Below are 25,080 nucleotides of genomic sequence, written 5' to 3'. Positions count from 1 at the left end.
CAGACCCTAGCCCGCGTGTTCTTCTCCTGGACGCTGCACGCCATCGTCTATTTCTGGCTGATGCCGACCTACATCGCCTATTACACCATCGTGCCGCGCGCGATCGGCGGCCGGGTCTATTCCGACAGCATGGCGCGGATCTCCTTCATCCTGTTCCTGGTGGTCGCGATGCCGATCGGCATGCACCACACCTTCGCCGATCCGCAGGTCGGCGCCGGCTTCAAGTTCATCCATTCGGCCTTCACCGCGCTGGTGGCGCTTCCGACGCTGCTGACCGTGTTCACCATCTGCGCGTCGGTCGAGATCGCCGCGCGCCTGCGTGGCGGCCGCGGCATGTTCGGCTGGATCAGGGCCCTGCCCTGGGACAACCCGATGATGCTGGCGCTTGCCTTCTCCTTTGTCATGCTCGGTTTCGGCGGTGCCGGCGGCCTCATCAACATGAGCTACCAGCTCGATGCGTCGATCCACAACACGCAGTGGATCACCGGCCATTTCCACCTGATCTTCGGCGGCGCCATCGTGATCATGTATTTTGCGATCGCCTATGATCTGTGGCCGCATCTGACCGGGCGAGAGCTGATCGACGTCCGCCTGATCCGCACCCAGCTATGGCTGTGGTTCATCGGCATGATCGTCACGACTTTCCCCTGGCACTGGGTCGGTATCTTGGGCATGCCGCGCCGCATGGCCTATTTCGACTTCGGCGATCCCGCGATCGCGCCGCAGGCGCTCTCGGTCATCCTCTCCGTGATTGGCGGCTTCATCCTGCTGGCGTCTGGCATCCTGTGCCTGGTCATTCTGGCCCGCGGCATGCGTGCGCCGCAGGTCGATGCCGGTCCATATCGCTTTGCGCTGGCCGTGCACCAGTCCACGACGGTCCCGGTCGCGCTCAACACGCACGCGCTGTGGGTGGCGCTGATGATCGTGCTCACCCTGACCAATTACGGTTACCCGATCCTGACGCTGGCGCTGACCGAAGGCACGTCGGTGCCGGCCGTCTATGTGGGAGCGCAGTGATGGGTGCGCGCGACCTCTTCACGTTCCGCAATCGCCACTTCACGACAGGCGTCGGCGTCGTCGCCGGCATGCTGATCGTGACTGTTGTCACCGGCTTTATCGTGCTGCCCTTCGCACAGCCCTGGGTTCAGTTCGCCAACGTCTGGGATGCGATCTGCAGCGCCGCGGGCGTACCGCAGCGCGCCGCCAGCGTGACGACGCCGGGGCAGACCAAGCCGTTGTCGGAGGTCGTGCTGACCTCGCGCACGCTGTCACGGCCGAGCCAGGAAGCGATCGGCCACGGCGCCACGCTGGCGCAGCGCTGCGCGATCTGTCATGGCCCAACCGGCATCAGCCGTGCGGACTCGCCTAATCTCGCCGGCCAGTATGCCGCCGTGATCTACAAGGAGCTGCATGATTTCCGCTCCGGCGCGCGCACCAATGCCGTGATGTCGCCGTTCGCCGTCAATCTGACGGAGCAGGAGATCGCCGATCTCTCGAACTACTACGCCTATCTGCCGCGGCTGCCGGCCTATCATCCGACTCCGCAGCTCCCAAAACCCAACATCGTCATCTACGGCGCGCCGATGCGCGGCATCGCGCCCTGCGGCGCCTGTCATGGCAGCCTCGACAACAAGACCGGCAGCCCGTGGCTGGAAGGCCAGTCCGAGACCTATCTGAAGGTGCAGCTCCAGGCCTTCGCTTCCGGCGAGCGCCGCAACGACATCAGCCAGCAGATGCGCAACATCGCGCGCGCCATGACGCCGCAGGAGATCGAGCAGGCCGCCGCGTATTACGCCTCGCAGCCGCCGGATGTGGTGAAGGCGGTGGATTGAAGCGAGGAGTTCGTGCCCCCGCCGCAAGATCCTACGACGACGCCAGCTTCCGCCGTCCGTAGATCGCATCCGCACGCCTCTCGAACGCAATGGAGAACCGCGCGAACGCGGCGTCGAACATCGAGCCCATCAGCAGCGCCAGCATGCGGCTCCTGAATTCGTAGGCGAGGAAGAAACCGACATCGCAGACGCCCTCACCTTTGGGCTCGAACGTCCAGCGGTTTTCCAGATTGCTGAAAGGACCTTGCAGATATTCGACCAGGATCCTCAAATTGGCGCGGTCGAGCGTCACGCGGCTGGTGAAGGTCTCCTTGACCAGCTTGAACGACACCGTCATGTCGGCGACCAGCACCTCGGTGCCGTCGGGTTTCGCCATGCGCTGACGGACCTTCAGCGCGCTGCACAGCGGCACGAATTCAGGGTATCGCTCGACGTCGGCGACCAGATCAAACATCTCGGACGCGCTGTGATCGACACGGCGCTTGCTCGAAAATTTGGGCATGGCGATTCAGCGGGCCGTCGCGGCCCGCGCGGCCTTCAGTCTGGCAAAATCCTCGCCGGCATGGTGCGACGAACGGGTCAGCGGGCTCGCCGACACCATCAGGAATCCCTTGGTGTAGGCGACCTTCTCATAGGACGAAAACTCGTCCGGCGGCACGTAGCGCATCACGGCGTGATGCTTGCGGGTCGGCTGCAGGTATTGCCCGATGGTCAGAAAATCGACGTCGGCGGAGCGCAGATCGTCCATCACCTGCTGCACCTCGTGGCGCTCCTCGCCGAGCCCGACCATGATGCCGGACTTGGTGAAGATGGTGGGATCGAGCTCCTTGACCCGCTGCAACAGCCGGATCGAATGGAAATAGCGCGCGCCCGGCCGCACCGTGAGATAGCACGACGGAACGGTCTCGAGATTGTGGTTGAACACGTCGGGCTTCGCCGCGACGACGACCTCCAGCGCCCCCTCCTTGCGCAGGAAATCGGGCGTCAGGATCTCGATCGTGGTCGAGGGGCACGCGGCGCGGATCGCGCGGATGGTCTGGGCAAAATGCTCGGCGCCGCCATCAGTAAGATCGTCGCGGTCGACGGAGGTGATGACGACATGGGCAAGGCCGAGCTTGGCCACGGCCTCGCCGACATTCTGCGGCTCGGTCGCGTCGAGCGCGTTCGGCATGCCGGTCTTGACGTTGCAGAACGCGCACGCGCGGGTGCAGGTGTCACCCATGATCATGAAGGTCGCGTGCTTCTTGTCCCAGCACTCGCCGATATTCGGGCAGCCCGCTTCCTCGCACACCGTATGCAGGCCGTTGGCGCGCACGATGTTGCGGGTGTCGGCATAGCCACGGGTATTGGGCGCGCGCACGCGGATCCAATCCGGCTTCGGCGGCGAAGCGGAATCGGGTCGGTTCACCTTTTCGGGGTGACGCGGGCGCAGCGGGTTCGAGATGGTATCGACAATAACGACCATGGGGTGTCCGGTCTGTTCAGGTCCTACCTAGTCGGTCTCGCCGGGCATCGCAACCCGGCTCGCCCTGCTTCAGGGAACATGGCAGATATGGGCATTATCCTGCTCTGTTCTCAGGCGATTCTCACCTCGAATGGCTCCAACCTCAAAAGCCTCTACACCTCGGCTCGGCAAGCCGCTGAAGCGCGCCTTCTTCGGCCGCAACGTCCGCGAGGTCGCGCACGACCTGATCGGTGCGACCATGCTGGTCGACGGCGTCGGCGGGATCATCATCGAGGTCGAGGCCTATCATCATACCGAGCCAGCGGCGCATTCCTACAGCGGACCGACGCCGCGGAACCAGGTGATGTTCGGCCCGCCCGGTTTTGCCTATGTCTACCGCTCCTACGGCATCCATTGGTGCGTGAACTTCGTCTGCGAGGACGAAGGCTCGGCCGCTGCCGTGCTGATCCGCGCGCTGGAGCCCACGCACGGCTTGGCGACGATGCGCCGCCGCCGCCATGCGGTCGATGTGCACGCGCTGTGCTCGGGCCCGGGCAAGCTGACCGAAGCGCTCGGCATCACCATCGCGCACAACGCCCTGCCGCTGGACCGTCCCCCGATCGCGTTGCATGCGCGGACGGAGGATTTGGAGGTGGTGGCCGGAATCCGGATCGGCATCACCAAGGCCGTCGAGCTGCCCTGGCGCTATGGCGTCAGGGGATCGACGTTTCTGAGCAAGCCGTTCCCGAAATAGGGCTACGAGGCCAGCTTCAGCCGCTCCAGCGCCTCCAGCAGCTTGGCCCTGCGAGCGAGCGCGGCCTCACGCTTCTCGCGCTCTTCCTCCACGACTTCCTCGGCCGCGTTGGCGACGAACTTCTCGTTGGCCAGCTTGGACTCGGCGCGCTTGATGTCGGCGTCGGCTTTCGCGATCTCCTTGTCGAGGCGCGTACGCTCGGCGACGACGTCGATCACGCCCTTGAGCGGCAGCGCGGCCACCTCGCCGCGCACCAGCAGCTGAACCGCGCCGTCGGGCGCGCGATCGGCGAAGGAGATGTCGGACAGCCGCGCCATGCGCTTGATGACGTCGCTCCAGCGAGGCGCGCGATCCTTCGTCTCGGTCGAGGCGCCTGCGAGCACCAGTGCCGTCAGAGTCGCCGGCGCGATGTTCATCTCGGCGCGCACCGAACGGATCTGGGTGACGAGGTCGATCACCCAGCCGATCTCGGCCTCGGCCGCGGGATCGGTGAAGTCGGCATGGTCGAAGATCGGCAGCGCCCAGGCCGGAGAGACGAGCGCATCGGTCGGCCCCGTCGTTGCCGCAAGCATCGCAAGCTGCTCCGGCGTCGGCGCGGACGGCTTCAGCGGCCATGGTGCCAGCGCGAGCAGACCGTCGCGCTTGGCCGTCACCTCCCACAACTCCTCGGTGATGAAGGGCATGAAGGGGTGCAGCAGTTTCAGGATCTCGTCGCGCGCCCATGCCACCATGGCGCGGGTCTCGGCCTTGGCAGGGCTGTCGGGACCGAGCAGCACGGGTTTTGCGAGCTCGACATACCAGTCGCAATAGACGTTCCAGACGAAGCGGTAGATGCTGCCAGCGGCATCGTTGAAGCGATAGGCCTCGATCGCCTCGGTCACCTCGCGCGTGGTGTGCGCGCTCTCATGCGCGATCCAGCGGTTCAGCGTCTCCTTGACCTTCGCCGGCTCGAAACCCTCGGGCACGGCGCAGTGGTTCATCTCCGCGAAACGGGACGCATTCCAGAGCTTTGTCGCGAAATTGCGATAGCCCTCGACACGGCTGGTGGCGAGCTTGATGTCGCGTCCCTGCGCGGCCATCGCGGCCAGCGTGAAGCGAAGCGCGTCCGCGCCATATTCGTCGATCAAGTTGAGCGGATCGATGACGTTGCCCTTCGACTTCGACATCTTGGCGCCCTTCTCGTCGCGGACGAGGGCGTGGATGTAGATCGTCGAGAACGGCACCTCCTTCATGAAGTGCAGGCCCATCATCATCATGCGGGCGACCCAGAAGAAGATGATGTCGAAGCCGGTCACCAGCACGTTGGTGGGATAGTAGCGCTGCACTTCCGGCGCGTCTTCGGGCCAGCCGAGCGTCGAGAACGGCCACAGCGCCGAGGAGAACCAGGTGTCGAGCACGTCCTCGTCGCGCGTGATGAAGCCGTCCCGCTTGTTGCGGTCGAGCGCCATCTCGCGGCCCTGCTCGACCGTGATGACTTCCTGCTCGACGTAATAGCCCAGCGCGTGGCTGACGGCCTCTTCCTCGGTCTCGGCGACGAACACCTTGCCGTCAGGGCCGTACCAGGCCGGGATCTGATGGCCCCACCACAACTGGCGCGAGATGCACCAGGGCTGGATGTTCTCCATCCATTCGAAATAGGTCTTTTCCCAGTTCTTCGGCACGAAGGTGGTTTCGCCCGAACGCACCGCCGCCATCGCGGGTTTTGCGAGTGTCTTGGCGTCGACGTACCATTGGTCGGTCAGGTACGGCTCGATCACGGTGCCGGAGCGATCGCCATGCGGCACCATGTTGGTGTGCGGCTCGATCCGCTCGACGAAGCCGAACGAGTCCAGCCGCTCGACGATGCGCTTGCGCGCAGCGAAGCGATCGACCTTGTGAAACTCTTCGGCGAAATGCGCGGCGCCTTCCGGCAGGTCGCGCAGATAATCCTCGTTGTCGAGGAGATCGAGGCAGCCTTCCTTGTCGAGCACGCTGATGCGGCGCAGACCGTGTCGATTACCGACTTCAAAATCGTTGAAGTCATGCGCCGGCGTCACCTTGACCGCGCCCGAGCCCTTCTCCGGATCGGAATAGTCATCGGCGACAATCTGCACCTTGCGGCCGACCAGTGGCAGGACGATGTGCTTGCCGACGAGCTTCTGATAGCGCTCGTCGTCAGGATGCACGGCCACGCCGGTGTCGCCCAGCATGGTCTCCGGGCGCGTGGTGGCAACGACGATGAAGCTCGAGGGATCCTCGGGGTTGAAAATCTTGCCCTCGATCGGATAGCGCAGGTACCAGAGGCTGCCCTTGACCTCGGTCTGCTGCACTTCGAGATCGGAGATCGCGGTGAGCAGCTTGGTGTCCCAGTTCACCAGCCGCTTGTCCTTGTAGATCAGGCCATCGCGGTGCAGATCGACGAACACCTTGACCACGGCCTTGGACAGGCCCTCGTCCATGGTGAAGCGTTCGCGCGACCAGTCGCAGGAGGCGCCGAGCCGCTTGAGCTGGTTGATGATGGTGTCGCCGCTCTCGGCCTTCCACTGCCAGACCCGCTCCAGAAACTTCTCGCGGCCGATCTCGCGGCGGCTGGGCTGCTGGCGCTCCATCAGCTGCCGTTCGACCACCATCTGGGTGGCGATGCCGGCATGGTCGGTGCCGGGCTGCCACAGCACGTCACGGCCACGCATGCGCTCGAAGCGGCACAGGATGTCCTGGAGCGTGTTGTTGAGGGCGTGGCCCATGTGCAGCGAGCCCGTCACGTTCGGCGGCGGGATCACGATGGTAAAGGGCACGGCGTCACGGCGGTCGGGGCGGCCGGCCTTGAAGGCAAGGCTGTCCTCCCACACGACGGACATGCGGGCTTCGATATCGGCGGGTTGGTAATTTTTCTCGATCATGGGGCTGCTAGAAAGCCGCGCGCGGGGTCCAAGTCAACGGAAAGCTCAAAGGAAAGCCAGGCGGCAACAGGGCTTTCCGGTCCGGTCGGGAGACCGAATATGGCGCACAAGCAGGGCTTTACGAGGGCCCTGCGGCCCGATCTACCTGCCGCCGCGCGATACCCGCTCGATTTCGGCCTTCACGATGCGTTCTACGAGACCGGGCAAATTGTCGTCGAGCCAGGACTTCAGCATCGGACGCAGCATCTCCTTGACCAGGTCCTCCAGCGTTCGCGCATTGCTGCTGAGCACTGTGTGGGCCAGGGAATTGAAGGCGGATTCGACCGCCGAGACGGTCGATTGCGCCAGGATCGGCTGTTGGGGCGGCATTGGCGGCGCATCGTAGTCCACGGGCGCATAGGAGGCCGGCGTTGGACGCGGCGGCGGCGATTCGGCGAATTCGAGGTCGTCGCGCGGCTCGACCTTGCGGAAGCTCGGCGGCGGCGGAGGCGGCGTCGGCTCCATCGCCATCGCCATATCGTCGGTCAATTCCAGCACGTCGGGCTCAGGTTCGGGCTCCGGCTCGGGAGCGCGGATTTCTGGCGCAGCCGTGGCCGTGTCGAGGCCCGCCAGCAGCGCGTCGATATCGTCCTGATTGTTGGATGCATCCGCGGCGGCGGCGGCGGGGGGCGGCGCCGATGCCGGCTTTGCGGCCGGAGGCGGTACGGGCTTCTCGGCCGCCGGTTTGGCCGGCGCGACCTTGGATGGCGGAATGTCGTTGATCGCCTGCGGCTTCGGCGGCGCGGCGGGGGCGGCAGCTTTCTCGGGCTTGGCGGCATCAGCCTGCGGCGGCTTGGCCTCATCGTCGGCAATGATGCGCCGGATCGAGGCCAGAATCTCCTCCATCGAGGGTTCTGTGACCTTTGCAGGCTGCGTCATTTCCGACTCCACATCATCAACGCCCTCGCATGCGTTGTTTTACACCAAGCACGACAGGATTGGCCGGTTCCGGATGGGTGGCCCGCCGTTTTCGACGCGGCAGCCCGACTTGTCCCCAGTTCACGGCTCAACGTGCAGCGGTGCGCCCCTGCCCGTGGCACTCAAGCTTTACGCACACGACATCAGGTGCGGGGCGAATCGACCCGCATCGTCTTGGCAAGGCTATGTCAGGGATTTTGATGATTGCAAGCAAAGCACCGGTCGGCCTCGGCTGTTTGCGAGGCCGACCGGATGACTACGGGACTTTAGCGTCCGTCAGGCGTGCGCACGCCTGCCCAGCTATCGCGAACCTGCTGGTAGTGCACGCTGGGATCGTAGACCGTGGTCGCAAGGCCAAGCACCTGAGGCGCGAGACGACCGACCGCGTTGAGCACCGAATAGGACGCCACCACGCGGTCATGCTGGGCAGTGACGAGCGCAACGCGCGCGTTCACAAGCGCCTGCTGCGCGTTGAGCACGTCGAGCGTGGTGCGCTGGCCGGCCTTGGCTTCCTCGCGCACGCCGTTCAGCGCGATCTCGGAGGCCGTGACCTGCGCCTGCGCGGATTGCACCTGCGCCTTGCCCGCTTCCAACTGACCCCAGGCCTGCACAACGTTGGCGCGGGTTTGATCGCGGGTGGTTTCGAGATTCAGGCGCTGCTGCGCCAGGTTCTCTTTCGATTGTCGGATCAGCGAATATTCCGCGCCGCCCTGATAGATCGGGATGGAAGCTGTCGCGATGGCGGACGCGGTATTCGTTCGAAAAACCGACAGGGTCTGCTGGTACGCCGTACTGACACCAGCCTGGACCGTGACCGTCGGCAGCAGCGCACCCTCGTTGATCTTGACCTGGAGATAGTTGACGTCGATGCCGTACATCGCAGCCGTGACGCTGGGGTTCTCCACCAGGCTGAGATTGACCGCGGAGGCGATGCTCGCGGGCAGGAAGCGATCGACCGGCGAGCCCGGGGCAAGGTTCGTCGGATCGTTTCCGATGATCCGGCGGAAATTCGCGCGCGTCGTCGTGAGATTCGATTCGGCAGTCAGGGCTTGGGTCCTGCCGGCAGCCAGCTGCGCTTCGGATTGCGCCACGTCGGTGCGCGTCACCTCGCCGACATTGAAGCGATCGCGCGTCTGCTTGAGCGTCTGTTCGAGCACGCGAACGTTGCTGCGCTGAACCTCGAGAGTTGCCGAGTCACGCAGGAAGTCCATGTAGCTCGTGGCGGCCTGCAGCAGGACCGTCTGCTCGAGCACACGCAACGCCTCGCGGGACCCCGAGACCTGGCTCTCCGCCGCGCGCGTCCTGTTGGCAGTCTGATTGCCGTTGTAGAGCGTCTGGTTGACGGTCAGGCTGGCGCTGTTGGGCTGAAGAACGCCATTGAACGTCGCCCCCTTCTGCAATTGTTGGGTATCCTGATATTGATAACCGGTGCCGAGGGTCACATTGACCTTGGGGCGGTAGCCCGACAGCGCCTGCGGCACGTTCTCGTCGGTCGAGCGCGCCTGGGCGCGCTGTGCGTTCAGCTGCGGATTGTTCTGATAGGCGCGCACCAGCGCAGCCTCGATCGTATCCGCCAAGGCAGGCGTCGGCCCGGCAAGCGCCAGCAACAGGACCGAAACCGCAGCTCCGGTGAAGAGCTTCACCCCATGCATCCAAAAATTCCGTTCATTCTAACGCCAAGCTCGTGCCCGCGAGCGTGGTTACCGTCTACGAGTGGAGTCGTTGCCCCGTGGCAACATAGGACGCGGTCAAGCGCGACGGAACTACCCAAGGGTAGTTCCCGGTGGAAACTCTTCACGTGCAGCATCCCGGCCACACTTCTGATTCAGAACGGGATTTTAACAGGCCAAAGCCTCCAAACGGCCGTCAGAAGACGAAGGCGGCGGCCCGTTCCAGCCCCGGAAGGACCGGGGCAGCGGCATCGAACAGCGCCCGATGGCCAAATTCCCCGTGGGTATGGGTCACGATCATGGCGCGCGGCGGCCTGGATTCGGCAGAGACCCCCAGCAGTCGCCCCCCCTCCTTGAGCTGCCCGAGCAGCCCTGCCGGCGCCACCTCGGTGGCGCCGTTGAGGACGATAACATCATAGGGAGCAGCAGCGGCATCGCCCTCGCTGCAGGCCGCAGCCTTGCAGGCGACGTTGGCAAGCCCGAGGGCGGCGAATGTGTCCTTGGCTTTCGCGGCCAAGGCCGAATCGCATTCCGTCGCGGTGACCTGGCGGGCGAGCTTGGTGGTCAGCGCGGCGAGGTAGCCCGTGGCGCAACCGACGACCAGCACGTTGTCACCCTCGCCGATCTCGGCGGCCTGGAGCAGTTTGCCGGTCAGCTGCGGCTTGATCAGGAAGCGCTTGGCGCCGCCCTCGCTGACGTCGAGATCGAGGTCGAGGTAGGACAATGCCTGCCGGGCCACCGGCACGAAGGCCTCGCGCGGAATCATGAGCATGGCGTCGAGAACACGACGGTCGGTGACATCACTGGTGCGCACCTGGCCATCGACCATTTTTAGGCGCGCGGTGGAGAAACCGGACATTTGCGGACCCTGCAAGGCGGACGATGCCGCGGACGAAAGTTGCGGCATCTTTGGAACATGCCCGGCAAAAACGCAACATGGCCGTCGGCCCCGCAGACCGGGCCTTCCGCAACTCGCAACGTCTAACGCGAGGTTTATTCGATCGTGACCGCGAGCCGGCCGATCAATGCGGCGACTTCGTCCAGCCGCGCCGAATCGTGTGTCTCGACCGCACGCGCCAGGCAGGCGAGGGCATTCATCGTCGCTGAGTTCAGGGATGTCCGCCGGCAGAATCGAGGGAGCCATTTGGTAACGGTCGACCTGGATGTCTGGCATGGGAATCAGCTCCGTAAAAACCCGGCACTGGCGAAGCTCGGTTCCAATTGAGTCGATTTGGCGCCGCCCTGATGGCGCGTCCGTGCCATTGCACACATCTGATTGAACGTGATTCCACGCGGAGATCGAGGAAACGGTGTTCAGAGATCGTCGCAACGCGATCACGAATCGCGCGAAGGCGCGGACATAACCCATTGAATTTGCGATGGAATGGCTCCCCGGGCAGGATTCGAACCTGCGACCATCCGATTAACAGTCGGATGCTCTACCGCTGAGCTACCGAGGAAAAGGGCGAACTCGTCGTTCGCGCGCGGCTGCGTATAACAAAGCCGCTTGCGCTTGCAAAGGACGAATTCGCGATCTTGCGCATTGCGGCGAGGAAGGGCACGCGGCCCCTCCTCGGGCCATGTCAGGTCAAGTTACTCGGCAATGAACGAGGTGGTCTTGGTGCCGGAATCGTAGCGCAGCCGAAGCGCCGTGAACTTGCAGAGGTTGACGTTCTTCCAGAGCACGGTCTCGTCATAGTTCTGCCAGTCGACGCGGACGTTCCAGACACAACCATCGTCGTCATCGTCGAACTCGACATAGGTGCTCGCCTGGTTCTGCAAAACCTTGTCGAGCTCGTTGTCCCATTCGTCCATGCCATCGTCCGGGGCGTTGAAGCCCAGGAATTTGATGGCATAGCCGGTCTCGTTGACGACGGTGACGTTACGGGCGTCAGCCGCGAATGACGGCGCGGCGGCAATCGATAGACCGATCGCGATCAGTGCAGACAGAAAATACTTCATATAAAATTCCCCCGATCGAAACAGGGCTCCGGCGCCTGACGTCGATCGGCGCAGGCGCCGCGGCAACCAATGGCGTTGCCTTGAGGGATTGGTCCGGGGCGCAATCGGAAGGTTCAAGACGCGATCTATCGATCCGCGCTCCGGCTCGTTACGCGACGCGAGACACGCAACGAGCCAGTTCTTATCGATTCGAATTCTCCGCAGCAATGAACCGGCATTCATAGATCGGCGGAGTTTGTTTTCTCCGGCGTGGGCGCCGGCACTGCGGCGCCGTTGCTCGTGACGATCGCGATATGCCCCTCTAGGGTCTGTTGGGATTCATCTGGAGTTTATCGCGGCCGCGGCCAGATAGATCATTGAAGTGAAGCTCTGGTCGGTCTTGTCGGCGCGCATTGCGATGCGCTTGAATTCCTTGAGCTTGCCGAAGAAGTTCTCGATGAGATGCCGCCATTTGTACATCTCCTTGTCGATGGCGAGAGGCTGTGCACGGCGCGGATGCTGGGAGATGACGACTTTGGCGCCACGCGCTTCGAGTTCGGCGATGATGGCGTTGCTATCGAAGGCCTTATCAGCGATCAGCGCGTTGAAGGCCAATCCCTCGATGAGCGGCGGCACGCCCACCGTATCGAAACGCTGTCCCGGCAGGAGCACGAAGCGCACGAGATTGCCGAGCGCATCGGTGAGCGCCAGAATTTTGGTGGTCATGCCGCCTTTCGAGCGGCCGATCGCCTGGCTTTGCGTCCCCCTTTTGCGCCCAGACCGTGGCGGTGGACCTTGACGATGGTGGCGTCGACCATGGCGTATTCCATGTCGGGATCGTCGGAGATGGCCTCGAACAGCCGCTTCCAGACATCCGCCTTCACCCAGTCGCGAAAGCGCGTGAATGTGCTATTCCAGTGGCCGAACATCGCCGGCAGATCCCGCCAGGGACTGCCGGTTCGGGCGATCCACAGAACGGCCTCGACAAACAGTCGGTTGTCCTTGCCGCTGCGGCCCGGATCTCCCGGCTTGCCAAGACAATGCGGCTCCATCTTCGCCCATTGGGCGTCAGTCAAAACGAATCGGTCCATCCCAAGCTTGAATCACAACCAAGCCCCGATGAGAATCCTGAATCCCAACAGACCCTAGGCTACGCATCCCGCACGGGATGGCGAGACATGCAATTCCGAATTCGGGAGAACCAAATAATCTTGACGGCGGCAGCAATCTGCACGATCGGCGAATTATCCGGTGAGATCGTTTAACAAAGATATGACGAGCTGCAGACGCATCTACGCGCGGCATCTGCGGCACGCCGTTGCTCCACAGCCTATCCGCAGCATATCCACAGGCCGACTATGCTGGATTCGTGAGCGCGCGCGAGCCACTTGCTGCGCACAAACCCACAGGCCGCTCAGCCGCCGGCCTGGCCGAACACGGTGCGGCATGCTTCGCTCAGGCTGGCGCGGTTGCGGCGCAGGCAGGCTGTGATGGCGCGGACGTTGGGGATCTCGCCGGCGCAGAGCCGGTAGACGTCGGGCGTGCAGGCCCGCCGTTGCTCCTCTGTTCCCTGGGCGTGCGCCGCAGAGGCAAACAGAGTCAGGAACAGCCCGAGCGTCGAGGCGCGATGCGCCCGGCTTTTCACGCCCGCAAACCGCAAGAACCTCGCCTTCATGACCCATCTCCCGTTCTGCCCTGCCCGCCCCGGCCTGAATTGGCCGGTTGCGCAGGGGTAGGAGAATTAAACCGCCGCGGATGTGATCTCCTTCACACAGACGGCGCTCGGCAGGAACCTAAGGTTCGCGCGGGGATTTTCATGAATCGCTAACCAATCGGGACCTGATCGCCGGATCGTTAAAATGCGAACGATCGGCTCAATCGGGAAACAAACCGTCTTTGCGACAGTGCGCCATCCGCGGTCCGGAGGGTGTGATGAGCGAAGCCGAATTCAACTTGCTGCTGGATGCCGTCCAGGACGCCATGGTCCATGAAGATCCGGCGTTCGCGTCGGAGGAGGATTTCGTGCCCCGCTCGTGGACGTACGCCGCAACGCCCAAGGCCGCCAACGATAACGAGGGCGCCTGGCCTCTCCTGCCCTTTCCCGAGGGCTGGTACGCGGCCTGCTGAGGCCATCTTCACAGTGAACGGATGCGCCCGCGCTTAGCGGGCGTTTTGCTATGGTCCCTACGCCGACAACCCGGCGCGGCCGCGATCAGCTCTTGACGCGGTCCCCGTTGTCCTGCGGCGTTAGGTCGGCTGCGGCCGACGGAAAGATGCTGTCGTAGATCGCGCGGGCCTCGCGAATGAGGCGAGCCCGCTCCAGCTCGGATTTCGGGACAAATCGGACGATTTCGCTCACCTGCTCTCCAGCGCTCGAACGGGAAATGCATCACTTCGCTGATGCGAAGACTATGCCAGCGGGGCTGAATGGCGGATTTCCGCCAGGCCCCGGGCAAACCCGGTGTCCGCGGCCAGCGGCAGCGCCTGCGCGCGACCAATGGCGCCCGCGACGCAATCGAATATTTGCTGAAATATCAAGAGGTTGTGATGGAGGCCACGTCGGGACTCGAACCCGAGTAAACGGTTTTGCAGACCGGCGCGTAACCACTCCGCCACGTGGCCCCAACGAGGGCGGATCGTTACCTGAGATCAACGGGTTAGGCAACTGCCGTCGGGCCGCCTTGGAGCACAGTTCTGAAATGCCAATTCCGCAGCAGTTCTGAAATGCATGTGCGCGCTTCGTTCTTGCGCAGCCTGCGGCGGCGTGATTTGGCAGGGCGATGACCGACGATCTCTCCATGCGCCGGAACGTCATTGGCGGCGAAACCGCACCGGATGACTACGACGTAATCTGGGACGAGCTCACGATCGGCCGCATCTTCAAGCAGGTCGGTGCCGGCACCGCCTTGATCAGATGGCCCGACGCCACGAAAATGTTTGAGCCTTCCTGAAGCGTCGTCGCAATCAGGGTCCAGACGATCAGGCCGACGGCGAAGGGCGGCAGAAAGCTCGTGACGTCCTGCTTGAACAGTGCCGCATAGACCGTACCGACGCTGGCAGCGAAATGTCCATCAGGGCGAGCGTGCCCCAACGATCGAACCGCGCCGCGTGGCCAAGGATCTCCTTCGCTGCAAGCTGAATTCGACGGCCCCTTCCGCTCCCGGCGCTGCGACAGGATAGCAGATCGCGGCCTGTTGGCCGATCGTCTCTATCTGTCCGTCCCTCGCGGGGCAATCGACCGTACGAATGATCCAGGCCGAAGTCAGGCTCGCTTGCCCCGCCGGACACCGCGCCGCCGGTCCTTGGCCACCGGCTTTGGCGCCAATTCGGGCATCTCGGTCTGGACCTCGCGGTAGCGTGTTAACATCCGTTCAAAACTGGCATTGAGCGTCTCGGCGATGTCGGGGCGCTTCTCCAGACCGGAGAAGATCGTCGCGGCGGCCTCGATGGTCGACAGTCCGTCCTTCCGCGGCTCCTTGCGCAGGCGCCCGTAGCGCGAGGGGGCGGCCGGATTAAGGATGACACGCTGGCATTTCAGCATCCAGGGGTTGCGCCACCACAGCGCCTTGGCTTGGCTCCAGGTGCCGTCCAGCAGCACCACGCCTTCGAGCTTGCCGAGGAGCGCTCGCTGGTTGTCCGCGACCTCGCCCTTGCGGTTGAGCGCCAGGATTTCGCCCTCGGCCCCGAGATCGGCGGCGTGCGCCGAGCCGAGATAGAGCACGGCCCAGTGCGAGGCGTTCTCGATCGGTTGCCCCAGCGCCTTGGACAGGCTCGGCCAGGACAGCCCGACGCGCAAGGTGGCATCGGCGAAATGCTTCGCAAGCAGCCGGGCGGTTCCGAGTGCCCTGTCCTGCTCCTGCGGATGCTGCAGGATCAGGAGCCCAAGGCGGTTCTTAAGCGGCGTGACGCTGTCGCAGATGCACAGCGGCATCGGCTTCTGGCAGTGCGGGCATTCAGGGATCGGATCGGCCGGCGTGGCGGCGGTGAAGTTCGACATGGCCGCCGCTATACGCTTTGCTCGGCAGTTCAACAACCTGCCTATTCAGCCGGCGCGGCCAGCGGGCGCGGCTCGGAGCGCCGGCGCAGGCGGTCGATCAGCAGGTAGATCACGGGCGTGGTGTAGAGTGTCAGGATCTGGGAGACGAACAGCCCGCCGATGATGGTGATGCCGAGCGGACGGCGCAGCTCCGTGCCGGGGCCGGTCGCGACCACCAGCGGAATGCCGGCGAACAATGCCGCCATGGTCGTCATCAGGATCGGGCGGAAGCGCGCCTGGCAGGCCTCGAAGATCGCCTCCGCCGAGGACAGGCCGCGCTGGCGCTCGGCGTCGAGCGCGAAATCCACCATCATGATGCCGTTCTTCTTGACGATGCCGATCAACAGGATGATGCCGACGAAGGCGATCACCGTGAGCGGCGTATTCGTGATCTGAAGTGCAAGAAGAGCGCCGAGGCCCGCCGAGGGCAGCGTCGAGATGATCGTGAGCGGATGGGCGAGGCTCTCGTAGAGCACGCCGAGCACGATATACATCGCCACCAGCGCGCCGAGGATCAGGAGCGGCTGGCGGCCGCTGGTCTTGGCGAAATCGCCGGCATTGCCGTCAAAACTGCCGCGGATGCCCTCCGGCATGTGCAATTCCTCGACCGCGCGCTGGATGTTTTGCGTTGCGGCCTGGATCTGCACGTCCGGCAGCAGGTTGAACGACACCGTAGTCGATGGGAACGACTGCGAATGATAGACCGCGAGCGCGGCGAGCCCGCGCGTCGCATGCACCACGGCCGACAGCGGCACCTGCGCATCGCCCGCGCCGGCGACATAGATGCGTTCGAGGTTGGACGGGTCGACCTGGAATTTCGGATCGATCTCCAGCACGGTCATGTACTGGTTGCGCTGGGTGTAGATAATCCCGATCTGCCGCTGCGAGAAGGCGTTGTTGAGCGCGTTGTCGATGTCCTGGACACGGACGCCGAGCGCCGAAGCCTTCTGGCGGTCGATGGACAGGGTCAGTTGAAGTCCACCGGGATCGCGGTCGCTGGAGATATCGGTGATGCCCTCCACGCTCTCCATGCGCTTGGCCACAATGGGAGCCCACTTCTGCAACAGGCCGAGATCGGTGCTGCTCAGCGTGTACTGATAGTCGGAATCGCTCTGTCGGCCGCCGGCGCGCACGTCCTGGGCGGCGAACATGAAGAGGCGGATGCCGGGCACCGGGTACAGGGCGCGCCTGAGACGGTCGATCACCACCTGGGTCGAGACGTGGTCGCGCTCCTCCGGCGGCTTCAGGCTGATGTACATGATGCCGCGATTGGATGTCGCGCCGCCCGGCCCGCCGCCGCTGCCGACGGTCGAGCCGATGCCGGCCACGGCCGGGTCCTGCATCACGATGTCGGCGAGCCGCTGTTGCAGGCTCAGCATCGACTGGAACGAGATGTCTGCCGAGGCGCGCGTCGCGCCGATGACGAAGCCGGAATCGTCGGTCGGGAAATAGCCCTTGGGGATCTTGATGTAGAGCGTGATTGTGAGGCCGATGGTGGCGAAGAACACCAGCAGCGTCAGCAGCGGATATTCGAGAACAGTGCGCAGGGTGCGGGTATAGAATGCGACGATGCGCGACAGCGAGCCTTCGATGATGCGGTCGAACAGGGTCGCCGTCCCGGACGTGGCCTCCCGGATGTAATGCGCGCAGATCATCGGCGTCACCGTGAGCGACACCAAGGTCGAGACCAGGATCGCGAAGGTCAGCGTCAGCGAGAACTCGCGCAGCAGCCGGCCCACGATGCCGTCCATGAAGATCAGCGGCGTGAAGGCCGCGATCAGCGACAGGCTGATCGACACCACGGTGAAGCCGATCTGCCGGGCCCCGTCCAATGCCGCCTGGAGCGGCCGCATGCCGTGCTCGAGATTGCGGTACATGTTCTCGATCATGACGATGGCGTCATCGACCACGAAGCCGACGGAGATCGCCAGCGCCATCAGCGACAGATTGTCGATCGAGAAGCCCGCGACCCACATGCCGGCGCAGGTCCCGGCCAGCGCCAGCGGCACGGAGATTCCAGCCGCGATCGTCGGGGTGAGGCGTCGCAGGAACACGAACACGACGACCATCACCAGGATGGCGGTCGCGAGCAAGGTCCACTGCATGTCGAGCACGCTGGCGCGGATCGTGCTGGTGCGATCGACCAAAGTGGAAATATCGACGCCGGCCGGGATCCATTGCTTCAACTCGGGGATCAGCGCCTTCACCCGGTCGACGGTGTCGATAACGTTGGCATCGCCCTGCTTGGTGATCTGGATCAGCACCGCTGGCTGCTTGTTGAACCAGGCGATCGAGCGGGCGTTGCGGACGCCGTCCTCGATGTCGGCGACGTCGGCCAGCCGGACGAAATTGCCGTTCGAGCTCTTGATGACGATGTCGCGGAACTCTTTCGCCGTCCGCATCTGCTTGTTGAGCGACAGCGTCTCGCTCTGGCGCTCGCCGTTGAAGATGCCGACGGGACCGAGCGGGTTGGCATTGATGATCGCAGTCCGCACGTCGTCGGTGGCGATGCCGGCGTTGGACAGCGCGACGGGGTTGAGCTGCACCCGCACCGCTGGCTGATCGGCGCCGGAAACCGTGACGTCGCCGACGCCCGGCACCTGCGAGATGCGCTGCGCCAGCACCGTATCGGCGACGTCGTAGATCGCGCTCGCCGACAGCGTCTTCGAGGTCAGCGCCAGCACGAACACGGGGGCGCCGGCGGTGTTGGCCTTGCGGAAGCGCGGCAACGTCGGCAAGTCGCTCGGCAGGTCGACCAGCGATGCGTTGATCGCCGCCTGCACGTCGCGCGCGGCCTTGTCGATGTTGCGGCCGATGTCGAACTGGAGCTGGATGTTGGTGGTGCCGAGCGACGACGTCGAAGTGATCTGGTTGATGCCCGCGATCTCGCCGAGCCGGCGCTCCAGCGGCGACGCAACCGTCGCGGCCATCACGGAGGGGTCGGCGCCCGGACGGCTGGCCGAGACGAAGACGGCGGGGAAATCGACATTCGGGACCGAGGCGACGGGAAGGAACTCGTAGGCGACCCCACCCAGCAGGAACAACCCGATCGACAGCAGCGTGGTCGCGACCGGGCGGCGGATGAAGGGCTCCGAGATCGATGCCATCACTGCATCCCCTCGGTCGCGCCCGCGACGGGCGGGCCGCCGGATTCCGCCGGCGGCAGCGCCTGCTCGAGGCGGCGGTTGATGCGGTCGAGCGCGAGGTAGATCACCGGCGTGGTGTAGAGCGTCAGCAACTGGCTCAGCAGCAAACCGCCGATGATGGAGATGCCGAGCGGAAAGCGCAGTTCGGCGCCGGTGCCGCTCTCGATCGCCAGCGGCAGCGCGCCGAACAGCGCGGCCAGCGTCGTCATCATGATCGGGCGGAAGCGCAGCAGGCAAGCCTGCACGATCGCCTCGTTCGGCGACATCCCTTGCCGGCGCTCGGCCTCGAGCGCGAAGTCGATCATCATGATCGCGTTCTTCTTGACGATGCCCATCAACAGGATGATGCCGATCAGGCCGATCACCGAGAGGTCCTGCCCGCACAGCATCAGCGCCAGGATCGCGCCGACGCCGGCTGACGGCAGCGTGGACAGGATCGTGATCGGGTGGATGTAGCTCTCATAGAGCACGCCGAGCACGATGTAGATCGTGATCACCGCGGCGAGCAGCAGCCAGGGCTGGCCGGCAAGCGCCTTGGAGAATTCCGCGGCGTCGCCGGCATAGACGCCGACGATGCTGTTGGGCATCTCGATCCGAGTCTCGATGGTCTTCACGGCCTCGACGGCATCGCCGAGCGCCGCGCCCGGCGCGAGGTTGAAGCTGAGCGAGATCGACGGGAATTGCGCCTGGTGCGAGATCGCCAGCGGTGCGGTGGTCCGGGTCAGCGTCGCGACGGCGGACAGCGGCACCTGCGCGTTGGGCGCGCCGGCGGTCGCGCTCGCCCCGCCCGGCAGATAAAGCTTCGACAGGATCGAGGGATCGCGCTGGTACATCGGCAGCGCTTCCAGCACCACGCGGTACTGGTTGGCCTGGCCGTAGATGGTCGAGATCTGGCGCTGCGCGAAGGCGTCGTTGAGCGTGTCGGTGATGCCCTGCAGGCTGACGCCAAGCTGGCCGGCCCGCGTGCGGTCGACAGTGAGCTGCGCCCGCAATCCGCCTTCCTGCGCCTCCGAGGAGACGTCGCGGAACAGCGGATCGCGCCGCATCTCGGCGACCAGCTTGCGCGCCCATTCCGACACCAGCGCCGCGTCGGTGCCGGTCAGCGTGTACTGGTATTGCGAGCGGCTCGACTGGGTCGAGATCTGCACGTCCTGCACCGGCTGGAAATAAACGGTCATGCCGGGGATGCCTGATACCGTCTCCTTCAGCCGGGCGATAACCGCGCTGACATCGTCGCGCCGCTCGCCACGAGGTTTCAGCGTCATGACAAGTCGTCCGACATTGGTGGTCGGGTTGACCGAGCCGGCGCCAATGACCGAGACCACGCCGGTCACATCAGGGTCGGCCTTGATGGCGTCGGCGGCCTCGCCCTGCCGCTTCTGCATCTCCGCGAACGACACGTCGGCACCGGCTTCCGTCACCGCCGTGATCGAGGCGGTGTCCTGCAGCGGCAAAAAGCCCTTCGGCGCGACGACGTAGAGAACCAGGGTTGCCACCAGCGTAGCAAAAGTCACGACCAGCGTAGCGCGCTGACGTTCCAGCACCCACAGCAGCGTCCGGTGATAACCCTCGACGGTCCGGTCGATGAAGCGGCTGATCGCAGCCAGTCCCGGTACCGCCAGTTCCTCATGAGCGTGCTTGAGCAGCCGCGAGCACATCATCGGCGTCAGCGTCAACGAGACCACGGCCGAGGTCACGACCGCGATCGTCAGCGTCAGCGCGAATTCGCGGAACATGCGACCCACAAGGCCCGACATGAACAACAGCGGGATGAACACCGCGATCAACGACACCGTCAGCGAGATCACCGTGAAGCCGATTTCGCTGGCGCCCTTGAGCGAAGCCTCCATCGCGCCGTCGCCGTTCTCCATGTGACGGACGATGTTCTCGATCATCACGATGGCATCGTCAACGACGAAGCCGGTGCCGATCGTGAGCGCCATCAGCGACAGATTGTCGAGGCTGAAGCCGGCGAAATACATGATGCCGAAGCTGGTGATCAGCGACAGCGGCAGCGCTACGCCGGCGATCAGCGTGGCGCGTAGCGAGCGCAGGAACAGCAGCACCACCAGCGTCACCAGCACGACGCTCAGCATCAGCGTGAACTGCACGTCGCGGACCGAGGCACGGATGGTGACGGTGCGATCGGAGACGATGGTGAGGTTCACCCCGGCCGGAATAGCGCGCTGGACCTTTGGGATTTCCGCGCGGATCTGGCTGACGACGTCGATCACATTGGCGCCGGGCTGACGCTGGATGTCGATAATGACGGCAGGCGAACCCTGGTACCAGCCGCCGGTGCGGTCGTTCTCCAGCCCGTCGACGATCTGCGCGACGTCGGCGATGGTGACAGGCGAGCCGTTGCGGTACGCGATGATCACAGGCTTGTAGGCGTCGGCGGCGGCGATCTGGTCGTTGGCGGCGATGATGTAGGATTGCTGCGCGCCGTCGAGCGAGCCTTTCGGCCCGCTCGGCCCCGAGACGTTGGCATTGGCGATCGCGGTGCGCAGATCCTCCATGGCGATGCCATAGGCAGCCATCCGCGCGAGATCCGCCTGGATGCGGACCGCGGGCTTCAGCCCGCCGAGCACCGAGACCCGTCCGACGCCGGAGATCTGGCTCAAACGTTGCGCCAAAAGCGTGTCGGCGATGTCGCTCATCGCCCGCATCGAGATCGTGTCGGAGCGAAGCGCCAAAGTCATCACCGGCGCATCGGCCGGATTCACCTTGGCGTAGGTCGGCGGATAAGGCAGCGTTTTTGGCAAGACGCCGGCCGCGGCATTGATCGCGGCCTGAACATCCTGGGTCGCGCCGTCGATGTCGCGGTTGAGATCGAACTGGAGCGATATCTGGCTGACGCCGAACGAGCTCGTCGAGTTCATCGCCGACAGCGACGGGATCTGGCCGAGCTGCCGCTCCAGCGGCGCGGTGATCAGCGAGGCGATCACGTCGGGGCTCGCGCCCGGCAACTGCGTCGTCACCTGCACGGTCGGGAAATCGACCTGCGGCAACGCAGAGACCGGCAGCGCGAAATAGCCCAGCAGCCCGCCGATCAGAAGCGCGATGCCGAGCAGCGAGGTCGCGATCGGCCGTCGGATGAAGGGTTCGGAGACGCCCATGGGATACGCCTGCCGCTCAGGCGGCTGTTGTCGGGATCATGGCTGCTTGGCTCCACTTCCCGATGCTCCCGGCCCTGGTGCCGGTCCGGTCTGGCCCTTCTGGTCGCCTTCGCTGCTCTTCCGCTTGGCGCGAAACTCGCCGTCCTTGCCTTGTCCGTCCTTCTGGCCGTCTTTTGCACCATCCTTCTTCTGACCATCCGGCCCGCGCGAGCGCTTGCGCGGTGCGAGATCGGCCGACGGGGTCTGGTCGTCGCGGCCGATGACCACCTTGGAGCCGTCGGACAGATTGGCAAAGCCCGTGGTGACGACCTTGTCGGTCGCCGACAGGCCGCTCGCAATGACGGCGTCATGCTCGTTCTGCTGTGTCACCGTCACGGGCTTGGCCGAGACGACATTGTCCTCGCTGATGACATAGCTGAAGGTGCCGATCGGTCCGCGCTGCACGGCCGAGGTCGGCACCACCAGTGCCTGCATCAAGGTCTCGACCTTGAGGCGGACATTGACGAACTGGCCCGGCCAGACCTGGTAATTGGCGTTGGGGAATTCGGCCTTGAGCTTGAGCGTGCCGGTGGTCTGATCGACCTGGTTGTCGATGCCTGTGAGCTTGCCGCTGTCGATCACGGTGATGCCGTCATTGCCGAATACGTCGACCGCAAGCGTGCCCTTCGACGCGGCCGCGTTGACCCGCATGATCTGCTGTTGCGGCAGGCTGAACCACACCGCGATCGGCTGCAATTGCGTGATGACGACGAGGCCCGTGATGTCGGAGGCGTGGATGATGTTGCCCTGGTCGACCTGGCGCAGGCCGGCTCGACCCGAGAGCGGCGCCACGATCTTGGTGTAGCTCAGCGTCGCCGCTGCATTGTCGATCGCGGCCTGGTCGGCCTTCACCAGCGCCTCGGTCTGTGCGACCAGTGCGCGCTGGGTGTCGGCTTGCTGCTTGGAGCCGGCGTTGGACGCAGCCAACTGCTCGTAGCGTGTGAGGTCGATACGCTGGTTGGCGAGCTGGGCCTGGTCCTGCGCCTTCTTGGCAACGACCTGGTCATACGTCGCCTGATAGAGCGCCGGGTCGATCTCGCCAAGCACGTCGCCCTTCTTGACCTCCTGGCCTTCCGTGAAGTTGACCGCGATCAGCTTGCCGTCGACCTGCGAGCGCACGGTCACGGTGTTGAGTGCGCGGATCGCGCCGACGCCGTCGAGATAGACAGGAACGTCCTGGACTCGCGGGCTCGCCGCCAGCACCGGCACCGGCAGATCGGGCCGCTGGTTGCGGTTGTTCGCCTGCGGCTGCTGATGCGTAGCGGTCCAGCCGAGATAGCCAAGCCCGCCGAGGATCGCGAGCGTGATCAGGGTCATGACGAAGCCGCGGCCACGCGACCTTTTCGCCGTCCCTTCTTTCGCGCCTTGCTTCGTGTCCGGCTTAAAGAGCATTGACCGGTTTCTCCATCCTCGGCTCCCAGCCGCCGCCGAGCGCCTGATACAGGCTGACGATAGCAAGAAGCCGGGCAAGTTGCGCCTGCGACAGCGCGTCTTCCGCCTGAAACAGGGTCAGTTGGGTATTGAGCACGGTCACGATGTCGGCAGTGCCGGCGCGCAATTGCTGCTCGGAGAGATCGAACGCGCGGCGCGAGGCGGTCAGGACATCACGCTGCAATTGCAGCTTGATCGTAGTCTGCTTGATCGAGAACAGCGCATTGTCGACATCGGCAAACGACTGGATGATGGTCTTGCGGTAGGTCTGGAGCAATTCGTCCTGCCGCGCCTTGGCAAATTCGAAATTGCCGAGGATCTTGCCGCCGTCGAAGATCGGCTGCGCCGCGCTGCCGACGAGCTGGAAGAACGCCGCATGCGGCTGGAACAGCGACACCAGCGCTGAACTCTGATAGCCGCCATTGCCGGTGAGCTGGATGGTCGGAAAGAACTGCGCACGGGCATTGCCGATGTTCGCGGTGGCCGAGGCAAGCTGCGCCTCCTGACGTCGAATATCCGGCCGCTGCGTCAGAAGCTCCGACGGCAGGCCGGGCGTGACGCGCGGGATCGCGATGTTGTTCAGGGAGCCGCCGAGCACACGCACGCTCTCCGGCGGCCGCGACACCAGCACCGCGAGCGCGTTGACGTTCTGGTCCAGCGTCTGCCGCAGCGGCGGCACCAGCGCCTTCTGGTTGGCGAGCACGCTCTCCTGCTGTGCGACGTCGAGATCGGTGCCGGTGCCGGCCTTGCGGCGCTCACGGATGGCATCGAGGATGCGCTGGGCGCTCGCAATGTTGCGCTGGGCGGTGCGAAGGCGGTCCTGCGAGGCCAGCACCTGGAAATAGGCATTGGCGACACCTGCCAGCGTCGTCAGCGCGACGACGTCGCGGTCGAAGCGGTTGGCGTTGGCGGTCTCTTCGGCCGTTTGCAGCGCATCGCGGTTCTGGCCCCAGAAGTCGAGCTGGTAGCTCGCGCTGAGCGAGGCCGAGTAGTTGACGACCTCGCGGCCGCCATTGGTGAGACCGGAGGACGACGAGCCCGAGGTGCGCGAATAGGTCTCCGACCCGCCCCCTGACAGGCTCGGCAGCAGTGCCGCGCCCGCTTGCCGCGCCTGAGCGTCGGCCTGGACGATGCGCGCGACGGCGGCGGCGATGTCGAGGTTGACGGTGTGCGCCTCCTCCATCAGTTGCGTCAGCTCCGGCGAGCGGAAGCCGCGCCACCAATCCAGCGTGGGCGGCGCATCGGCCTTGCCGGCGTATTTGTACTGCGTGGGAACGTCGAGCGCCGGATCCGGTAGATCCTGCGTCAGCACGCAAGCGCCCGAACCGGCGGCGAGGCAAAGCACTGCAAGCCAGCGCGTCGCGCGCCGCGTCCGGGACGCGGAACCTGGAGACCGCCACACGGCGATCGCAGGAACATCCTGTGTCACATCCACCCCCCGCCGGGCAGATCGAGCCGCCACCGCGACGGATTAGCCGATTCGCGGCGGGACAGTCGGGGGTCTCTGGATAACTCGTTCACAGCGGTGATGCTTTCTGCGGAACCGGACACCCATCCTAGCCGGGCGCGGAACAGCGGGACAGTCCCGCAGTTGCGAGATGGCCGCCAAAATGCGACGATTCCAAAACTATGAAAATATAAAAGTCACTGTCCTGCAGGTGTTTCTCGAATTCCAAAGCCATTCCGGAGCGCGTTCAAGCTTACCAAGATTTCATGTGATATTGCCGCCACACCGATGCCAATCCCCTCAATCCGCCCGCACCGCTCGCGATGCGGCTTCAGCGCAGTCCAGAAGCCAGGCCGGACCAGTCGACGAAGTCGATTGTCGAAAA

At 64.6% G+C, this 25,080-nt stretch carries 20 protein-coding genes, 2 tRNA genes and 2 pseudogenes; 5 read left to right on the top strand and 19 right to left on the bottom strand.

The features are described 5' to 3' along the window. Positions 1–6: 6 nt before the first annotated feature. Positions 7–1,017 (top strand): annotated as a pseudogene (locus ACVWW3_RS11000) (cbb3-type cytochrome c oxidase subunit I); the annotation flags it as partial. After that, the gene (locus ACVWW3_RS10995; protein ID WP_354106206.1) at positions 1,017–1,832 is read left to right on the top strand and encodes a c-type cytochrome; all 816 of its coding nucleotides are present in this window, start codon (positions 1,017–1,019) and stop codon (positions 1,830–1,832) included. The pseudogene ACVWW3_RS11000 and the gene ACVWW3_RS10995, both read left to right, overlap by 1 nt. Before the next feature lie 31 nt (positions 1,833–1,863). Here ACVWW3_RS10995 and ACVWW3_RS10990 read toward each other — a convergent pair whose 3' ends face one another. Together ACVWW3_RS10990 and lipA are read right to left on the bottom strand one after the other, a co-directional pair. After that, on the bottom strand, positions 1,864–2,334 hold the full coding sequence (locus ACVWW3_RS10990; RefSeq protein ID WP_456650050.1) for a type II toxin-antitoxin system RatA family toxin: 471 nt from the start codon (positions 2,332–2,334) through the stop codon (positions 1,864–1,866). 6 nt (positions 2,335–2,340) lie between these two features. Continuing rightward, positions 2,341–3,297, bottom strand: coding sequence for a lipoyl synthase (lipA, locus tag ACVWW3_RS10985; protein ID WP_456650051.1), 957 nt, complete (start codon positions 3,295–3,297; stop codon positions 2,341–2,343). A 130-nt stretch (positions 3,298–3,427) separates the two neighbouring features. Here lipA and ACVWW3_RS10980 point away from each other — a divergent pair, with 130 nt between their 5' ends. Next, on the top strand, positions 3,428–4,030 hold the full coding sequence (locus ACVWW3_RS10980; protein WP_456650052.1) for a DNA-3-methyladenine glycosylase: 603 nt from the start codon (positions 3,428–3,430) through the stop codon (positions 4,028–4,030). Between the two features lie 2 nt (positions 4,031–4,032). Here the strand turns inward: ACVWW3_RS10980 and ACVWW3_RS10975 are convergent, their stop codons facing one another. The 9 genes and pseudogenes from ACVWW3_RS10975 to ACVWW3_RS10935 all read right to left on the bottom strand — a co-directional run bounded on the left by ACVWW3_RS10975 (position 4,033) and on the right by ACVWW3_RS10935 (position 13,152). Beyond that, positions 4,033–6,909 (bottom strand): valine--tRNA ligase, encoded by a 2,877-nt coding sequence (locus tag ACVWW3_RS10975; RefSeq protein WP_456671959.1) that lies wholly within the window; start codon positions 6,907–6,909, stop codon positions 4,033–4,035. 141 nt (positions 6,910–7,050) lie between these two features. Further along, complete coding sequence (locus ACVWW3_RS10970; RefSeq protein WP_456650053.1) at positions 7,051–7,827, bottom strand: PopZ family protein; 777 nt, start codon at positions 7,825–7,827, stop codon at positions 7,051–7,053. A gap of 305 nt (positions 7,828–8,132) precedes the next feature. Then, positions 8,133–9,518 carry a TolC family outer membrane protein gene (locus tag ACVWW3_RS10965; RefSeq protein ID WP_354106212.1) on the bottom strand — a complete coding sequence of 462 codons (1,386 nt, stop codon included), beginning with the start codon at positions 9,516–9,518 and terminating at the stop codon, positions 8,133–8,135. 214 nt (positions 9,519–9,732) lie between these two features. Continuing rightward, positions 9,733–10,395, bottom strand: coding sequence for a protein-L-isoaspartate O-methyltransferase family protein (locus tag ACVWW3_RS10960; RefSeq protein ID WP_456650054.1), 663 nt, complete (start codon positions 10,393–10,395; stop codon positions 9,733–9,735). Positions 10,396–10,529: 134 nt separating this feature from the next. Then, positions 10,530–10,710 (bottom strand): annotated as a pseudogene (locus tag ACVWW3_RS10955) (hypothetical protein). Between the two features lie 211 nt (positions 10,711–10,921). Continuing rightward, positions 10,922–10,996: transfer RNA gene (locus ACVWW3_RS10950), tRNA-Asn, on the bottom strand. A 133-nt stretch (positions 10,997–11,129) separates the two neighbouring features. Beyond that, a complete protein-coding gene (locus ACVWW3_RS10945) occupies positions 11,130–11,498 on the bottom strand; it encodes a hypothetical protein (protein WP_247353421.1) in 369 nt (122 codons plus the stop codon). A 318-nt stretch (positions 11,499–11,816) separates the two neighbouring features. After that, positions 11,817–12,568, bottom strand: a protein-coding gene (locus tag ACVWW3_RS10940; protein WP_456648181.1) for an IS5 family transposase whose coding sequence is annotated in 2 segments (ribosomal slippage) — positions 11,817–12,238 and positions 12,238–12,568 — 753 coding nt in all. Because the reading frame shifts where the segments join, the coding sequence is not laid out codon by codon here. A 323-nt stretch (positions 12,569–12,891) separates the two neighbouring features. Then, positions 12,892–13,152 carry a hypothetical protein gene (locus ACVWW3_RS10935; protein ID WP_456650055.1) on the bottom strand — a complete coding sequence of 87 codons (261 nt, stop codon included), beginning with the start codon at positions 13,150–13,152 and terminating at the stop codon, positions 12,892–12,894. Positions 13,153–13,409: 257 nt separating this feature from the next. Between ACVWW3_RS10935 and ACVWW3_RS10930 the strand changes: the two genes are divergently transcribed. Further along, positions 13,410–13,604, top strand: a complete 195-nt coding sequence (locus ACVWW3_RS10930; protein ID WP_354106215.1) for a hypothetical protein — start codon at positions 13,410–13,412, stop codon at positions 13,602–13,604. Between the two features lie 85 nt (positions 13,605–13,689). Here ACVWW3_RS10930 and ACVWW3_RS10925 read toward each other — a convergent pair whose 3' ends face one another. Next, a complete protein-coding gene (locus ACVWW3_RS10925) occupies positions 13,690–13,836 on the bottom strand; it encodes a hypothetical protein (RefSeq protein ID WP_354106216.1) in 147 nt (48 codons plus the stop codon). Positions 13,837–13,904: 68 nt separating this feature from the next. On the opposite strand from ACVWW3_RS10925, the gene ACVWW3_RS10920 reads away from it, so the two are divergent. After that, positions 13,905–14,057 carry a hypothetical protein gene (locus ACVWW3_RS10920; protein ID WP_247445681.1) on the top strand — a complete coding sequence of 51 codons (153 nt, stop codon included), beginning with the start codon at positions 13,905–13,907 and terminating at the stop codon, positions 14,055–14,057. On the opposite strand, the gene ACVWW3_RS10915 is transcribed toward ACVWW3_RS10920, so the two are convergent. The 7 genes from ACVWW3_RS10915 to ACVWW3_RS10885 all read right to left on the bottom strand — a co-directional run bounded on the left by ACVWW3_RS10915 (position 14,026) and on the right by ACVWW3_RS10885 (position 24,683). Next, positions 14,026–14,099 (bottom strand) — tRNA-Cys (locus ACVWW3_RS10915). The two genes, ACVWW3_RS10920 and ACVWW3_RS10915, sit on opposite strands and share 32 nt — an antisense overlap. Before the next feature lie 217 nt (positions 14,100–14,316). Beyond that, positions 14,317–14,568 (bottom strand): hypothetical protein, encoded by a 252-nt coding sequence (locus tag ACVWW3_RS10910; protein WP_354106217.1) that lies wholly within the window; start codon positions 14,566–14,568, stop codon positions 14,317–14,319. Positions 14,569–14,739: 171 nt separating this feature from the next. Then, positions 14,740–15,474 carry a tRNA-uridine aminocarboxypropyltransferase gene (locus ACVWW3_RS10905; RefSeq protein ID WP_456650056.1) on the bottom strand — a complete coding sequence of 245 codons (735 nt, stop codon included), beginning with the start codon at positions 15,472–15,474 and terminating at the stop codon, positions 14,740–14,742. A gap of 41 nt (positions 15,475–15,515) precedes the next feature. Then, positions 15,516–18,620, bottom strand: a complete 3,105-nt coding sequence (locus ACVWW3_RS10900) for an efflux RND transporter permease subunit (protein ID WP_456650057.1) — start codon at positions 18,618–18,620, stop codon at positions 15,516–15,518. Further along, entirely contained in the window at positions 18,620–21,778 is a 3,159-nt protein-coding gene (locus ACVWW3_RS10895; RefSeq protein ID WP_456671958.1) for an efflux RND transporter permease subunit, read from the bottom strand. The genes ACVWW3_RS10900 and ACVWW3_RS10895 overlap by 1 nt, the downstream gene beginning before the upstream one ends. Positions 21,779–21,814: 36 nt before the next feature. Continuing rightward, entirely contained in the window at positions 21,815–23,209 is a 1,395-nt protein-coding gene (locus tag ACVWW3_RS10890) for an efflux RND transporter periplasmic adaptor subunit (RefSeq protein WP_456650059.1), read from the bottom strand. Beyond that, positions 23,199–24,683, bottom strand: coding sequence for an efflux transporter outer membrane subunit (locus ACVWW3_RS10885; RefSeq protein ID WP_456650060.1), 1,485 nt, complete (start codon positions 24,681–24,683; stop codon positions 23,199–23,201). Before ACVWW3_RS10885 ends, ACVWW3_RS10890 begins: the two co-directional genes overlap by 11 nt. Positions 24,684–25,080: the final 397 nt, after the last annotated feature.

The organism is Bradyrhizobium sp. LM2.9 (assembly GCF_054056555.1).
This window is presented reverse-complemented; position numbering and strand designations above follow the sequence as displayed.

What these genes read in the sequence shown, in the direction of transcription:
- ACVWW3_RS10900 (WP_456650057.1), bottom strand. Translation starts at nt 18,620, where the DNA reads ATGGCATCGATCTCGGAGCCCTTCATCCGCCGCCCGGTCGCGACCACG.
- ACVWW3_RS10920 (WP_247445681.1), top strand. Translation starts at nt 13,905, where the DNA reads ATGGCGGATTTCCGCCAGGCCCCGGGCAAACCCGGTGTCCGCGGCCAG.
- lipA (WP_456650051.1), bottom strand. Translation starts at nt 3,297, where the DNA reads ATGGTCGTTATTGTCGATACCATCTCGAACCCGCTGCGCCCGCGTCAC.
- ACVWW3_RS10895 (WP_456671958.1), bottom strand. Translation starts at nt 21,778, where the DNA reads ATGGGCGTCTCCGAACCCTTCATCCGACGGCCGATCGCGACCTCGCTG.
- ACVWW3_RS10975 (WP_456671959.1), bottom strand. Translation starts at nt 6,909, where the DNA reads ATGATCGAGAAAAATTACCAACCCGCCGATATCGAAGCCCGCATGTCC.
- ACVWW3_RS10980 (WP_456650052.1), top strand. Translation starts at nt 3,428, where the DNA reads ATGGCTCCAACCTCAAAAGCCTCTACACCTCGGCTCGGCAAGCCGCTG.
- ACVWW3_RS10905 (WP_456650056.1), bottom strand. Translation starts at nt 15,474, where the DNA reads ATGTCGAACTTCACCGCCGCCACGCCGGCCGATCCGATCCCTGAATGC.
- ACVWW3_RS10970 (WP_456650053.1), bottom strand. Translation starts at nt 7,827, where the DNA reads ATGACGCAGCCTGCAAAGGTCACAGAACCCTCGATGGAGGAGATTCTG.
- ACVWW3_RS10930 (WP_354106215.1), top strand. Translation starts at nt 13,410, where the DNA reads ATGAGCGAAGCCGAATTCAACTTGCTGCTGGATGCCGTCCAGGACGCC.
- ACVWW3_RS10965 (WP_354106212.1), bottom strand. Translation starts at nt 9,518, where the DNA reads ATGCATGGGGTGAAGCTCTTCACCGGAGCTGCGGTTTCGGTCCTGTTG.
- ACVWW3_RS10945 (WP_247353421.1), bottom strand. Translation starts at nt 11,498, where the DNA reads ATGAAGTATTTTCTGTCTGCACTGATCGCGATCGGTCTATCGATTGCC.
- ACVWW3_RS10935 (WP_456650055.1), bottom strand. Translation starts at nt 13,152, where the DNA reads ATGAAGGCGAGGTTCTTGCGGTTTGCGGGCGTGAAAAGCCGGGCGCAT.
- ACVWW3_RS10990 (WP_456650050.1), bottom strand. Translation starts at nt 2,334, where the DNA reads ATGCCCAAATTTTCGAGCAAGCGCCGTGTCGATCACAGCGCGTCCGAG.
- ACVWW3_RS10890 (WP_456650059.1), bottom strand. Translation starts at nt 23,209, where the DNA reads ATGCTCTTTAAGCCGGACACGAAGCAAGGCGCGAAAGAAGGGACGGCG.
- ACVWW3_RS10960 (WP_456650054.1), bottom strand. Translation starts at nt 10,395, where the DNA reads ATGTCCGGTTTCTCCACCGCGCGCCTAAAAATGGTCGATGGCCAGGTG.
- ACVWW3_RS10995 (WP_354106206.1), top strand. Translation starts at nt 1,017, where the DNA reads ATGGGTGCGCGCGACCTCTTCACGTTCCGCAATCGCCACTTCACGACA.